Raw genomic sequence first — 12,906 nt, forward strand, 5'->3', positions numbered from 1 at the left:
CTTAGGCCCGTTGGGTCTTGGCGTCGGACATCATCTTGAGCCGGGACCGGCAGTCGGCCATGAACCTGGTGGTGGAGCGGTGCATGGCTTCGATGACGCCGGGCATGATGGGCTGGCCGCCGCCGCACACACAGCCGCCGGGGCAGGCCATGAACTCGATGAACTGCCAGGGAGCCTTGCCAGCCTTGACCAGCTCACACACGTCCTTGAAGCGTTTGGCCCCGTGCACCACAGCCACCTGCAGGTTCACGTCACCGATTTTGATGGTGGCTTCCTTGAGGCCCTGCATGCCGCGCACGCCTTTGAAGTCCATGGATTCCGGCTTCTTGCCGGTTACGGCCTGGTAGGCGAAGCGCAGGGCTGCCTCCATGACCCCGCCGGTCACGCCAAAGATGGTCGCGCCGCCGGTGGATTCGCCCATCAGCTCGTCGCGCGCGCCCTCGGGCATGGCATTCAGATCAATGCCGGCCTGCTTGAACATCCAGGCCAGTTCGCGGGTGTCGATGGTGCAGTCGATGTCCTGATAGCCCGAGGACCACAGGTCCGAGCGCATGCCTTCGTACTTTTTGGCCGTGCAGGGCATGATGGAGACGGAGTAGACATCGGCCCGGTTATAGCCGCGGGTGTCGGCGCCGTAGGTCTTGGTCAGGGCGCCGAGCATGCCGATGGGCGATTTGGCTGTGGAGAGATGCGGCAACAGCTCGGGATAGAAGCTCTCCACATACTTGTGCCAGCCGGGGCAGCAGGAGGTGAACTGGGGCAGGGGGGCGTCGATTTTTTTGGTGAGCCGCTTGACGAACTCGTCGCCCTCTTCCCAGATGGTCACGTCGGCGGTGAACTCATTGTCCCAAACGTGGTCAAACCCCAGCTTCTTGAGTGCGGCGAGCATCTTGCCCGTGGTCACGGAGCCGGGGGGCAGACCGAAGCACTCGCCCAGGCCGTAGCGCACGGCCGGCGCGGGCATGGCGATGGTTTTCTTTTTCTTTTCCTTGAGGGTGTTCATGACCTGCGTGGCCCAGGACTGCGCCTCGTAAATGGCGTTCACCGGGCAGTGGGTCAGGCACTGGCCGCAGTTGATGCACAGCTCGCGGTACTTGATCTGGTGCGGGTCGCCCGTTTCGCCAAAGATGGCGCCCGTGGGGCAGTAGCCCTGGCAGGTGTCGCAGCCGATGCATTTTTCTTCGTTGATCTGGATGAAAAACAGCTTGTCCGGATCGGTTTGCGGGTGGGGGAAGCTGTCGTCGTAGAAGACGCCTTCCATCTCGATCTGCTTTTTCATGTCGCTCTCCTGGCAACAGGTGATGGGTCGGACACACACGCCGGTTTGCACGCTCAGCTTGTGCAGGCGGGGCACCTCCTTTGCGGTTCCGGGCCGGCAAGGGCCGCTTCGTAGGCCAGCATGGCCGCGGGGAAGGGACGCAGGGTCCGGTGCAGCACGCCCTGCGAAACGGAAATGGCCATGCCGTAGTTGGTGATGGGTACCCCGGCCTCCTGGGCCAGCCTGATCCGGGCGCACATGAGCGCGCGGTTGATCATGCAGCCGCCGCAGTGGACGATGAGGGCGTAGGCGGACAGATCCGCCGGGAAATCCCTCCCGGCGGCCACGTCAAACGTCAGTTCCCCGCCCACATGCTGCCGGAGCCAGCGGGGAATCTTGACCCGTCCGATATCGTCGGCCAGGGGGTGATGGGTGCAGGCCTCGGCAATGAGCACGCTGTCCCCGGGCTTGAGGCGCGAGATGGCCCCGGCCCCGGCGGCCAGGGCATCCAGATCGCCTTTGAGCCGGGCCATGCAGATGGAAAAGGTGGTCAACGGGACGGCTGGCGGGGTGTCTGCCACGGTCTTGAGGACCACCTGCGAATCGCAGACCACCAGATCCGGCGGCGTGCGCAGGCGGGAGAGAGCCTCGCGCAGCTCGCGTTCCTTGACAACCATGGTCAGGCCGTCGGCGTCCAGGATGTCCCGGATGGCCTGGACCTGGGGCAGGATCAGCCGGCCCTTGGGCGCGCCCAGGTCGATGGGCACCACCAGCACGGCCAGCCCGGCACCGCGCCCCGCGGGCAGCAGATCCGCCACCAGCCTCGGTGTGGCGATGCGCTCCTCGGGCGTCTTGGCGGCCAGGAGGGTCTTGCAGGCCGGCAGGCCTTCTCCCGTCACGGCGGAGACGGCCACACCCTCCAGCCCCCGCCGGGCCAGCGCGTCCAGGAACTCCGGCGCGGGCCGGGCCAGATCCGCCTTGGTGCAGGCCACGAAGCAGGGCGTCTTGCGCGCCGTGCAGCACTGGTGCAGCTGTTCCTCGAACTCGCCCCAGACGCCATCGGTGACCAGGATGGCCACATCGGTGCGTTCCAGGGCGGCCATGGTCCGGGCGGTGCGCAGGGCGCCGAGCTCGCCGGCTTCGGCAGGCTCGTCAATGCCCGCGGTATCGATGAAGACCACCGGCCCCAGGGGCGCGAGCTCCATGGTCTTTTCCACAGGATCCGTCGTGGTGCCCGGCGTGGGGGAGACGATGGCCGCCTCCTGACCCACCAGGGCGTTCAGGAGCGAGGACTTGCCAGCGTTGCGTCGGCCAAAAAGGCCGAGGTGCAGCCGCAGGCCCTTGGGGGTCTCGTGCATGGGGAACTCCTGGTGTCGCGAACCAATGCGGCCACATGCCGCCCGGCCTGGGCGATGACCCGCCTGGCCTCGACCATGGAAACAGCGTGTTTGCCATCGTAAATGCGATAGTCTCTGCGCCGGGCTTCCGGGGTGTAGCCGGGCATGAGCACGTTGGCCCCGGCCTGCAGGGCGCGCAGCTGGCCGGCCTCGGGGTCCAGGGTGGCCAGGGCCGTGGTGGCCGGAAGGTGCAGGCCGGGTACGGCAAGCCGCAGGGCCGCGGTCACCCGCAGGGTCAGTTCCGCACTGCCAACAGGGTGCCCGGCCAGGGGCGTCTGAACCTGGGGAATGAACGGCCCGGCCCCGCACATCTCCACGCCCAGTGTTTTGACAAGCCGGATGTCCGCTGCCAGTGTCCCCAGGGTGCAGCCGGGCATAGAGGGCCGGGTCCGCGGTTTCGTGTTTGATGAGATACCGATCCGCCCCGGCCTGCCGCCACTGGCGGTAGACGCGGGCGGGATGATCGCCCAGGGAGAGCGTCACCGCCGCGCCGGTCTGGTCCTTGATCATGGCCGTCATGCGGGCCACATCCGCCGCCGGGAAGCCGGGATCCTCGCCGGCCTGCAACACCACGGTATCCGCGCCCTCGGCCACGGCGCGCCGGGCCGCGGCCACCACCTGCTCCACTGTGAGCCGATAGCGACGGGCCTGACGATTGCCCTGCCTGAGCCCGCAGTAGAGGCAGTTGCGGACGCAGACATTGGAAAACTCTATGAGTCCGCGCAGATGCACCACCTCTCCCACCGCCCCGCGCCGCACGGCGTCGGCCCGGGCCAGGAGCGACTCCAGGGGTTCCTCCCGCAAGAGACGGAGAATGGCCTCAGGCTCCATGCCGCCTCCCCTGCCCTTCCGGCACGCCCAGGGCCGTCAGCGCGGCCGGGGACAGCACCCGGGCCACGGTGGCGGCATCGGCGTGGCCGTCTTCCACCAGCACGGCCTGCAGGCTGCGGCCGGTGGCGCGCATGGCCGCGGCGGCGGCGGTGCAGCGGTCGTAGCCCAGGAGCGGCACAAAGGCCGCCAGCACGGACCAGGCCTGCCGCACCTGCGTCTGGCAGGCGGATTCGTCCACAACCAGCCCGGCCACGCAGTGCGCGGCAAAGAGGACGTCGGCATTGGCCAGGAGGCTGTACATGGTCAGAAGGGCGTCGGCGGCCAGGGGGGTGAAGGCGTTCAGTTCCAGTTGGCCGGCCGCGGCGGCCTGGGTCAGCATGGCCTCATGTCCCAGGGCGGCCATGGCCGCCTGCCCCACGGCCTCGCAGATGACCGGGTTGACCTTGCCGGGCATGGCGCTGGAGCCGGCCTGGCGTTCAGGCAGATGGATCTCCCCCAGCCCGCCACAGGGACCCGAGGCGAGCAGGCGGAGATCGTTGGAAATCTTGAGCAGGTTCACGGCATGGGCCTTGAGGATGCCGCCGGCTTCCACCAGGGCGTCCAGGTTCTGGGTGGCATCCACCAGATGTTCCGCCCGCGCCAGGCCCAGGCCGGTCACCTCGCGCAAGGTTTCCACCACACCAAAGACGAACCGCCGCGGCGCGCCCAGGCCCGTGCCCACGGCCCCGCCGCCCAGGTTGACCACCCGCAGCCGCTCCTCGCACTTGAACACCCGCCAGCGATCCCGGGCCAGGGGCTCGGCCCAGGCGGCCAGAGTGGAGGCGCAGGCCAGAGGCAGGGCGTCATTGAGTTCGGTGCGGCCCAGGCGGATGATGTGGCCGAAGCGCGGTTCCAGATCCTGAAAGGCCTGCTGCAGGGCGGCGATGTTCGCTTCCAGGGTCCGCCCCAGGCGGATGGCCGCCACGCGCACGGCCGTGGGAAAGACGTCGTTGGTGGACTGGTGCAGGTTGAGGTGGTCCAGGGGATGGACGAGCTGATAGTCCCCGCGCCGGCCGCCCAGGCGGTCGATGGCCAGATTGGCCAGAACCTCGTTCATGTTCATGTTGGCCGAGGTGCCGGCCCCGCCCTGCAGCGCGTCCACGAGAAAGGCATCCCGGTGCTGCCCCTGGATGACTTCCTCGCAGGCGGCGTCGATGGCCGCGGCGATGCGCCGGTCAAGGGCGCCAAGCATGGCATTGGCCCTGGCGCAGGCCTGCTTGACCAGCGCCAGGGCGGTGATGAGTTCAGGGTGCAGGGGCCGGCCGGTCAGCGGGAAGTTCTCGGCCGCACGCAGGGTATGGATGCCGTACAGCGCATCGGCCGGAAGCTCGCGCGCGCCGAGCAGATCGTGTTCCGTGCGGAGGATCATGCCCCTGTCTGCCCCCTTTCTGTTCAGCAGAACACGTCACGCTTGCCGGCGTGGACGCGCTCGATCATGCGCTCGGAGAGTTTGCGGACCTTGCCATCCATGTCCGCCAGTTCCAGGTCAATGGCCGAGAGACCGGCGTCCCGGGTGTCTGCGGCGGTGTAATCCAGCAGATATTCCAGGAACGTGGAGAGCGCGTTGGGGCCGCACTTTTCCTTGATCAGCCCGGGCTTGGCCATGTCCATGAAGTCGTGCCCGGTGCGGCCCAGGCGGTAGCAGGCCGTACAGAAGGAGGGGATGTAGCCCAGGGCGCTGATGTCCCTGACCACTTCCTCCAAAGAGCGGTGGTCGCCCAGCTGGAACTGGGCGGCGTCCTCATCGCGGGCCTGCTCCAGGGATTCGGCATAGCCGCCGGGGTTGGTCCGGGAGCCGGCGGAGATTTGCGACACGCCCAGTTCCAGGGTGGCCCGGCGGGTCTCGGCGTTCTCCCGGGTGGACATGATGATGCCCGTGTACGGCACGGCCAGTCGCAGGATGGCTGTGATCTTAAGAAAATCAGTATCGCTCACCGCATGTGGCGGAGCTGAGGCCATGTCCGAGCCGCAGGCCGGCTCGATGCGCGGCACGCTCACGGTGTGGCAGCCCACATCGAAGCGCTGTTCCAGATGGCGGATGTGGGACATGATCCCCAGCAGATCGAAGCGCCAGTCGGCCAGGCCAAAGAGCACACCCAGGCCCACGTCATCTATGCCGGCTTCCATGGCCCGGTCTATGGCCGTGGCGCGCCAGTCGTAGTCCTTCTTGACGCCGGCCACGTGCACCCTGGCGTAGGTGGCGCGGTGGTAGGTCTCCTGGAAAAGCTGATAGGTCCCGATGCCGGTCTCTTTGAGAGTGCGGAACTGGTCCGTGGTCAGGGGGGCGATGTTGACGTTGATGCGCCGGATCTCGCCACCGCTGCCGTTCTTGACGTCGTAGATGGTCCGAATGGCATCATAGATGTAGTCCAGCCCCGCGCCTGGATAGGACTCGCCAGCCACCAGAAGCACGCGCTTGTGGCCCTGTTCCACCAGGATTTCCGTCTCCCGGCGGATTTCCTCCTGGCTCAGGGCGCGGCGGTTCAGGGCGGTGTTGGAGCGGCGGAAGGCGCAGTACAGGCACTCGTTGCCGCAGTGGTTGGAAATGTACAGCGGTGCGAAGAGCACCAGCCGGCGGCCGTAAATGGCTTCCTTGACCCGCCGGGCAGTGTCAAAGAGCGCCTGGAGCTGTGCAGGGTCCTGGACATGGCTGAGCACGGCGACGTCATGAAAATCCAGTCCCTTGAGCTCCAGACTTTTCTGCAGGATGTCCTGCACCCGGGTCGGCTCGGGGTTGGCTGCGCCCTCCAGTGCCGTGGCGATTTCCGCCTCGTCCAACCAGCTGGCTGTTTCGCTCGATTTCATACGGTTCCTCGCTCCTGATGTCTGCAGGTTCTGGGACGGGGGCTGGCGGATCAGACCGTCGGCGCGTCCGCCTCGTTGAACAGGGCCGTGCGGATTTTCACGCCCGGCACTGCGCCCAGCCGCCCGGTGAACGCGCCCATGGCGTCTGTATCGCCCTCCACAAGCAGGGCGATGACGCCGACCTTGCGCTGCCGGTACGGCACACCGATACGGCCGATGATCAGCCGTTCGAAATCGCTGATAATGCCATTGACGCGGCCGGCCTGTTCCCGGTCGCCCAGCAGCACGCAGACCACGCCCAGGCGGGCAGGCAGTTCGCGCGTGTGCATCAGACCACCTCCCCGAGCAGCGGCAGACGGTGCAGGCGGGTGAGACGGGTGCGGTGGGTCCACGGGACAATAGGTGTGGCGGGAGCGGCGGGTTCCAACTCCAGGAACTGTCCGGCCAGGGCCATAATGCGCCGCACGGCGGCCTTGGCAGGGAGGGAGAGGCCGAAGCCTTCAACGCGCACAGGTTCGAAGCAGGCCACCCGCAGGCGCACCGGGGTGCCGGTGGCCAGTTCAGCCAGGGCGGCGGCACCCTCCAGGGCGGCAAGGATGGATGGCACGAGCCTGACCTGCCCTTGCTCCCGGGCCGTGCTGTGGCCCTGGTGCTGCTCCTGGTACTGCTCCAGGGCGGCCAGCAGGCGGTAGCGCGCGGTGTTTCTGTCCAGCAGGCACAGCCGGCCTGGGTCCCGCCCCAGGCGCAGGCTGGCAATGCCGAACACGGCCTCGCGCTCCACCAGCCGCGTGGCGGCATGGGCGGGGACCTCAGCCAGATCCAGATATTCCACATCACACCCCAGGCTGGCCCAATGCGCGTTCAGGGCCTCGCCACAATGCCCGCCAAGGCCCTGGTCTCCCAAGTAATAGTCCCCCAGCTCAAGGATCAGGGGGCGAGCGGGCGAGACACCTTTTTTGATTATCATTATTATTTTGGTAGCGCTAAAGTGTTATGAAATTCATTTTAGTGCTACCTACGCCCGTGACAAGGGTGTGTCAACATGTCCGCAGATGCAAGGGCTGCGGGGGCATGGGAGAAATCGGAAGCAGGGGGGAGACGGGGAGACTAGTGTGATGTCCACGAAATGCGGAGCATGCTGCTCCGGGGGCCGCCTTGCAGGCGGCCATGTGTTGCGTCTATTCTGTATAGATCATTGCATAGGACGCGACACTAGGCCGGGGCCAGATCCTTGAGCTCCAGCTCAATGCTGGGCAGGCCGCCGTAGCTGTCGATGCGGGGGACGAAGGCCAGACGAACCTTCTGGCCGATGATCTGTTCCGGGATGACCTCGCCCATGCGCCAGGCCTTGGCGCGCAGGGTCAGGCCTGCGGCCTTGTCCCGCAGCATCAGGCGGACATGGCGGTTGTCCTGGCCGAAGGTCTTGCGGGAGAGGACTTCCACAGGAGGCGAGACGAACACGGGCTCGGGATTGCCGATGCCAAAGGGCTGCAGCAGCTCCAGTTCGCGCAGGAGCAGGTGATCCACCTCGGCAAAGGCCAGCTGGCCATCCACGTGCAGCCGCGGCCCCGGCGGGGTGGGGCCCAGCTGCTCCAGCACGGCTTCGTGAAACAGGCTGCGAAAGCGCTCCAGGTTGGATTCATCCAGGGTCATGCCCGCGGCCTGGGGGTGCCCGCCATAGCGGGTCAGGACCTCGGCGCAACGGGTCAGCCCCTTGTACAGGTCAAAGCCGGGGACGGAACGGCCAGATCCCTTGCAGCGGCCGGTTTCCGGTTCCCGGGAAAGGACCACCGTGGGTTTGTGGAAGGCTTCCACCACGCGGGAGGCCACGATGCCGATGACGCCTTCGTGCCAGCCTTCGCCGCAGAGCACCAGGCCAAGCTGAGGCTGGCTGGCGGCGGAGTCCAGGGCTTCCTGGAGGATGCGCTCCTCCTCGGCGCGGCGGTCGCGGTTCATCTCGTCGAGGAGCCGGGCCAGGGGGGCGGCGGCGGTCTTGTCCCGGGCCAGCAGGCAGTCCAGGGCCACCTGGGCCCGGCCCATGCGGCCGGCGGCGTTGATGCGCGGGGCCAGGTTGAAGGCCACGGAGCCGCCGGTGAGCGCGGCGGCCGGGCCGTAGCCCGCGGCTTCCTTGAGGGCGGCCATGCCGGGGCGCGCCCCCTCGGCGATGAGCAGGAGGCCGTTTTTGGAGAGGATCCGATTGACGCCGGAGAGGGGCACCACATCGGCCAGGGTCCCCAGGGCCACGAGGTCAAGCAGGCTGCGGACATCTGCCTGCGGGCCGGGCAGGCGCCGGTTCAGGCTGGCGGCCAGGTAAAAAGCCACGCCCACGCCGGCCAGATCGCCCATGGAATCGCAGGGGCAGCCGCCCAGGCGGGGATTGCAGATGGCCGCGGCAGGCGGCAGGCTCGCGCCGGGGAGGTGATGGTCGGTGACGACCACCTCCATGCCCAGCTCGCGGGCACGGCCCAGGGCAGCCACGTCGGCAATGCCGCAGTCCACGGTGATCAACGTCCGCACCCCGTCGGCGTGCAGGCGCTCGATGCCGGGAATGTTGACGCCGTAGCCGTCCTCCATGCGCACGGGGATGTGCGGGGTGACGGGAATGTCCCGGCTGCGGAAAAAGGAGGTCAGCAGGGCGGTGGCGGTGACGCCGTCGGCGTCGTAGTCGCCCCAGATGGCCAGGGGGCTTTGCCGTTCCACGGCGGCAAGGACGCACTGGGCGGCGTCTTCGAGCATGGGCCAGTGCGCCGGGTTTTCCAGGTGTTTGAGGCCCGGGGAGAGGTGGCGGTCCATGGCCTGGGCCGAGGTGAAGCCGCGCTGCCAGAGCAGGCGGGCCAGGGCCGGGGTGATGGACAGCTCGGCGGCAATGGCCTCCAGGCGTCCGGACTGGTCCGGCTCGGCCTTGTGCGGCCGGGGCTCCCAGGTTTTTTGGGCGTGCAGGGCGGTCATTGCAGCAGCGAGGCCATCTCCTCAAGCCGCTCGTCGTGGAAGCAGTCGCGGGCAATGTCCCAGGTGGCGGCGAGGTCCAGTTGCAGGGAGGCGAGGCAGGCGGCCAGATGGGCCGGCAGGGGGTGAGGCGGGTCGTCCTGCTGTTCCAGGAGGTGGCAGAGGGTGTCTGCCAGGCAGAGCACGGTGGCCTGGGGGCGCCAGTCCTTGGCCAGCTCGGGGACATGGTGCCAGTTGATGGGCTCGGTAAGTTCGGGAGGAATATTCCAGGAATTCAGGGTGATGGCCCCGACGAGTCCATGCTCCAGGCCCCAGTGCCGGTCTTCTGCGGCAAAGGAGGGGAGGTTTTCAGCCAGCCGCATCACTTCCACAGCTTCCCAGTCCTGGGGGCGATGCAGGGCAATGAGCAGCTTGCCCAGGTCATGAAGCAGGCCGGACGTATAGAGCAGATCGATGTCCAGGACGGCATGGCTGGCGCGTTTGAGCAGCAGGCCCAGTTCCTTGCAGATGGCGGCCACCTGGAGCTGGTGCTTCCAGTAGGCGTGCAGGTCAAAGGCGCGGGGCAGGGAACGGCGCGAGCAGATGGACTGCACGCCCAGGACCAGCACCAGCTGGCGGATTTCGCGCACCCCCAGGAGGGCCAGCGCCCGCGGCAGGGTGGAAACCTTGGCCTGCAGACCATAAAAGGCAGAGTTGGCCATGGTCAGGACCTTGGCCGTGAGGCCCTGATCCTGGCCAAGAGTGCGGGCCAGTTCGGGCATGGAGGCCAGGCTGTTGTCGCCAGTCATGTCGAACAGGTCGCGCAGCAGGGTCATGGAATACGGCAGCTCCTGCCCGATGGATGGCAGGAAGGCGAGAAATTCGTGGCCCCGTTCGTACTGGGTCTGGGTCATGGCCGTCCCCCAACGGGATCAGGTGGCAGAGCGGGACGAAGAGTCGCCGGGGGTTGCCTTGGATACCAGCCCTTTGTCCTTGAGCCACTCCTTGAATTTCTTGGCGGCCTCAAGCTCGGGGTTGATGGACAGGGCGGTTTCCAGGTGTTCAAAGGCTTCGGCAACCTGGCCTTTCTCAAAATGCGCACGGGCGATGTTGTAGTGCAGGTGCTCATCCCCCTGGGAGAGGGAGAGGGCCCGGCTGTAATAGCTCAGGGCCTGATCGCACATCTTGTTCTTGCGCAGGTTGATGCCGAATTCGTTGAACAGGTGCTTGTGCTCCGGTTCAAAGGCGGCGTCCAGGCGTACCAGGCGGTCGAAGATGTTGTCCGCCTTGTCCACCTCGCCGCGCTCCAGGTAGGTCAGCCCCAGGCCAAAGTTGGCGCGGACGTTGTCCACATCCACGTTGAGGGCTTTCTGGAACTTGTGCTCGGCGCTCAGGTACTCGCCTTTTTCGCGGTGGTCTTCGCCCTGGGAGATGTTGCTATTCAACTCCTGCATGGCCGGATACACAGAATTGACGTAAAATTCCGGTTCCGGAGAAAACCGCTGCAGCAGCTCATCCTTGGTAATGAGCCGCCTGGGGCCGGAGGGCACGCAGTGGGAATTGAGGGGCTGCGTTTCGATGCTGCCGTCGGGTTGTTCCCGACACATCCAGAAGGACTTCTGAATGGTGCGGCGCACGGTGGTGCCGGTGCCGACCTTCTGAATGGATTGTGTGGAAAAGATGCCGACAATGCGGTCACGCCCATCGCCAATGGGCGGCGCACCAGGGCTGCGTGTGGCAAAAGGAGAGTCGTCCTTTTCCACAAAGGTGGCGGATCCTTGCTCCCGCTGGGGGGGCTGCGGCTTGGATGCGTTGTGTTGATCCGTGGTCACCGAACTTCCTCACAGTGCGCCGTCAGTTATTGCTTGGTACTGCAACGTACATCAGATTGTCAGGAAAATCCAGTGGGGACAAGGGGGGATGAGCGATCACCGTACCGTGGGAGTGCACTGCAGCTGCCGAACCACCTCTGCCGCGGCAGCGGCGGGATCCGGGGCGGTGCGGATGGGGCGGCCCATGACCAGGAAATCCGCGCCGGCCGCGGCGGCTTCCGCCGGTGTGGCCGTGCGGCGCTGGTCATCCACGGTGGCGGACGCCGGGCGGATGCCAGGGGTGACCACCTTGAAATCCGGGCCGCACGCCGCCTTGACCAGACCCGCCTCACGCGGAGAACAGACCACGCCGTCCAACCCCCAGGCCAGGGCCTGTTCGGCCATGCGCACCACCAGCTCGGCCTCCCGGCCCGGGGCATCGGGCATCAGCCAGGCCAGATCCGCGCCGGTCATGCTGGTGAGCATGGTCACGGCCACCAGGAGCGTGTCAGCGGCGGAGGCGCCAGCCAGCTGGGCCGCCTGCTCCCGGCCTTCCTGGGCGGCGTGGGCCATGCGCTCCCCACCCAGGGCGTGCAGGGTGGTCATGCTCGCGCCCAGCCGGGTTGCCTCACGCACGGCAGCGCGGACCGTGGCCGGGATGTCAAAGAATTTCAGGTCAAGAAACACCCTGGCCCCCTGCCCGGCCAGGGCGCTGACCACGGCCGGGCTGGCCGCGGCAAAGAGCTCCAGCCCCACCTTGACCCAGGGGCTGGCCGGGATGACCTGCGCCGCCAGGGCCAGGGCCGCCGGCTGGGAATCCACATCCAGGGCGGTGATCAGGGCAGGCAGGCATGCGCTCACAGCCGGCCGCCTTCGAGGATGATCCGGGCAAAGTCAGGCGAGTTGCGGGCCTGCAGGTCGAGATACAGATACAGCGCGCGCAGCTCCTGCCAGGCGGTTTCCAGGTCGTCATTGACCAGCTGACAGTCGAAGAGCGGCGCGCGGCGGATTTCCTCCGCAGCGTTTTGCATGCGCCGTTCGATGATTTCCGGGGTGTCCTTGCCGCGTTGTTCCAGGCGCTGGCGCAGGGTGGCCAGGTCCGGCGGCAGGATGAAGAGATGGAAGGCCTTGAGCCAGGGCCGGAGCTGCAACGCGCCCTGCACGTCAATATCAAACAGCAGATCCCGGCCTTCCTGCAGCTGTCTGCACACGCCGGCCAGGGGGGTGCCGTAGAAGTTGCCGTGCACCTCGGCCCATTCGGCAAAGTAGCCCTGGTCTCGCCGGGTGAGGAACTCCTCGCGGGTGAGGAAATGGTAATCCTTGCCATCCACCTCGCCTTCGCGGGGGGCGCGGGTGGTGCAGGAGATGGAATAGCTGAAGCGGGGAAATTCCGCAGTCAGCCGTTTGACCAGCGTGGTCTTGCCGGCGCCGGAGGGAGCAGAAATGACCAGAGCCAGGCCCGGCCGGGTGGTGGAAGCCATTTAGGAATCGTCCTCCGTGTCGTCGTCCATGGCAAGCTCGTCTTCCAGGCCGTTGTCCAGCAGTTCCTCGTCCACAGGCTGGGGCTGGTCGCGCCGGGCGGCATCCTCCAGCTGGGCGAATCGCTGGCCCACGGTTTCGGCCTGGATGGCCGAGAGGACCAGGTGGTTGGAATCGGTGATGATGATGGAGCGCGTCTTGCGCCCCTGGGTGGCGTCGATGAGCCGGCCTTCCTGCCGGGCATCCTCGCGCAGGCGGCGCATGGGCGAGGAGGAAGGTGTGACAATGGCGACCACGCGGGTGGAGACAACATAGTTGCCGAACCCGACATTGAGCAGTTTGGGGCGCTGCATTTCGAGAT

General features: G+C 66.8%; 12 protein-coding genes and 2 pseudogenes. All 14 read right to left on the reverse strand.

Annotation, left to right across the window (positions count from 1 at the left end; all coding sequences use genetic code 11):
- Position 1: 1 nt before the first annotated feature.
- The gene (locus ACYQ00_RS19220; RefSeq protein WP_460033680.1) at positions 2-1,279 is read right to left on the reverse strand and encodes a [FeFe] hydrogenase, group A; all 1,278 of its coding nucleotides are present in this window, start codon (positions 1,277-1,279) and stop codon (positions 2-4) included.
- A gap of 53 nt (positions 1,280-1,332) precedes the next feature.
- A complete protein-coding gene (gene hydF, locus ACYQ00_RS19225) occupies positions 1,333-2,616 on the reverse strand; it encodes a [FeFe] hydrogenase H-cluster maturation GTPase HydF (RefSeq protein ID WP_460033908.1) in 1,284 nt (427 codons plus the stop codon).
- Positions 2,538-3,032 carry a hypothetical protein gene (locus ACYQ00_RS19230; protein ID WP_460033913.1) on the reverse strand — a complete coding sequence of 165 codons (495 nt, stop codon included), beginning with the start codon at positions 3,030-3,032 and terminating at the stop codon, positions 2,538-2,540. The genes hydF and ACYQ00_RS19230 overlap by 79 nt, the downstream gene beginning before the upstream one ends.
- Before the next feature lie 40 nt (positions 3,033-3,072).
- Positions 3,073-3,486 (reverse strand): annotated as a pseudogene (locus tag ACYQ00_RS19235) (radical SAM protein); the annotation flags it as partial.
- Positions 3,476-4,894 carry an aspartate ammonia-lyase gene (locus ACYQ00_RS19240; RefSeq protein ID WP_460033681.1) on the reverse strand — a complete coding sequence of 473 codons (1,419 nt, stop codon included), beginning with the start codon at positions 4,892-4,894 and terminating at the stop codon, positions 3,476-3,478. The gene ACYQ00_RS19240 and the pseudogene ACYQ00_RS19235, both read right to left, overlap by 11 nt.
- A 23-nt stretch (positions 4,895-4,917) precedes the next feature.
- On the reverse strand, positions 4,918-6,330 hold the full coding sequence (gene hydG / locus ACYQ00_RS19245; protein ID WP_460033682.1) for a [FeFe] hydrogenase H-cluster radical SAM maturase HydG: 1,413 nt from the start codon (positions 6,328-6,330) through the stop codon (positions 4,918-4,920).
- A 50-nt stretch (positions 6,331-6,380) separates the two neighbouring features.
- Positions 6,381-6,659 carry a TM1266 family iron-only hydrogenase system putative regulator gene (locus ACYQ00_RS19250; protein WP_460033683.1) on the reverse strand — a complete coding sequence of 93 codons (279 nt, stop codon included), beginning with the start codon at positions 6,657-6,659 and terminating at the stop codon, positions 6,381-6,383.
- Positions 6,659-7,297, reverse strand: coding sequence for a hypothetical protein (locus ACYQ00_RS19255; protein WP_460033684.1), 639 nt, complete (start codon positions 7,295-7,297; stop codon positions 6,659-6,661). The genes ACYQ00_RS19250 and ACYQ00_RS19255 overlap by 1 nt, the downstream gene beginning before the upstream one ends.
- A 245-nt stretch (positions 7,298-7,542) precedes the next feature.
- Complete coding sequence (gene recJ, locus ACYQ00_RS19260; protein WP_460033685.1) at positions 7,543-9,279, reverse strand: single-stranded-DNA-specific exonuclease RecJ; 1,737 nt, start codon at positions 9,277-9,279, stop codon at positions 7,543-7,545.
- Positions 9,276-10,169: an HDOD domain-containing protein gene (locus tag ACYQ00_RS19265; protein ID WP_460033686.1), complete on the reverse strand. Its 894-nt coding sequence runs from the start codon at positions 10,167-10,169 to the stop codon at positions 9,276-9,278. Before ACYQ00_RS19265 ends, recJ begins: the two co-directional genes overlap by 4 nt.
- A gap of 18 nt (positions 10,170-10,187) precedes the next feature.
- Positions 10,188-10,967, reverse strand: coding sequence for a tetratricopeptide repeat protein (locus ACYQ00_RS19270; protein ID WP_460033909.1), 780 nt, complete (start codon positions 10,965-10,967; stop codon positions 10,188-10,190).
- 216 nt (positions 10,968-11,183) lie between these two features.
- Complete coding sequence (gene pyrF / locus ACYQ00_RS19275) at positions 11,184-11,927, reverse strand: orotidine-5'-phosphate decarboxylase (RefSeq protein WP_460033687.1); 744 nt, start codon at positions 11,925-11,927, stop codon at positions 11,184-11,186.
- Positions 11,924-12,547 carry a guanylate kinase gene (gmk, locus tag ACYQ00_RS19280; RefSeq protein WP_460033688.1) on the reverse strand — a complete coding sequence of 208 codons (624 nt, stop codon included), beginning with the start codon at positions 12,545-12,547 and terminating at the stop codon, positions 11,924-11,926. The genes pyrF and gmk overlap by 4 nt, the downstream gene beginning before the upstream one ends.
- Before the next feature lie 99 nt (positions 12,548-12,646).
- A pseudogene (locus ACYQ00_RS19285) lies at positions 12,647-12,898 on the reverse strand (DUF370 domain-containing protein); the annotation flags it as partial.
- Positions 12,899-12,906 lie beyond the last annotated feature (8 nt).

This window comes from Megalodesulfovibrio paquesii (genome assembly GCF_054653055.1).

Excerpts from the sequence above, each read along its gene's own strand:
- gmk (WP_460033688.1), bottom strand. The coding sequence starts at position 12,547 with ATGGCTTCCACCACCCGGCCGGGCCTGGCTCTGGTCATTTCTGCTCCC.
- ACYQ00_RS19255 (WP_460033684.1), bottom strand. The coding sequence starts at position 7,297 with ATGATAATCAAAAAAGGTGTCTCGCCCGCTCGCCCCCTGATCCTTGAG.
- ACYQ00_RS19250 (WP_460033683.1), bottom strand. The coding sequence starts at position 6,659 with ATGCACACGCGCGAACTGCCTGCCCGCCTGGGCGTGGTCTGCGTGCTG.
- ACYQ00_RS19240 (WP_460033681.1), bottom strand. The coding sequence starts at position 4,894 with ATGATCCTCCGCACGGAACACGATCTGCTCGGCGCGCGCGAGCTTCCG.
- ACYQ00_RS19230 (WP_460033913.1), bottom strand. The coding sequence starts at position 3,032 with ATGCCCGGCTGCACCCTGGGGACACTGGCAGCGGACATCCGGCTTGTC.
- hydF (WP_460033908.1), bottom strand. The coding sequence starts at position 2,616 with ATGCACGAGACCCCCAAGGGCCTGCGGCTGCACCTCGGCCTTTTTGGC.
- ACYQ00_RS19265 (WP_460033686.1), bottom strand. The coding sequence starts at position 10,169 with ATGACCCAGACCCAGTACGAACGGGGCCACGAATTTCTCGCCTTCCTG.
- recJ (WP_460033685.1), bottom strand. The coding sequence starts at position 9,279 with ATGACCGCCCTGCACGCCCAAAAAACCTGGGAGCCCCGGCCGCACAAG.
- ACYQ00_RS19220 (WP_460033680.1), bottom strand. The coding sequence starts at position 1,279 with ATGAAAAAGCAGATCGAGATGGAAGGCGTCTTCTACGACGACAGCTTC.
- hydG (WP_460033682.1), bottom strand. The coding sequence starts at position 6,330 with ATGAAATCGAGCGAAACAGCCAGCTGGTTGGACGAGGCGGAAATCGCC.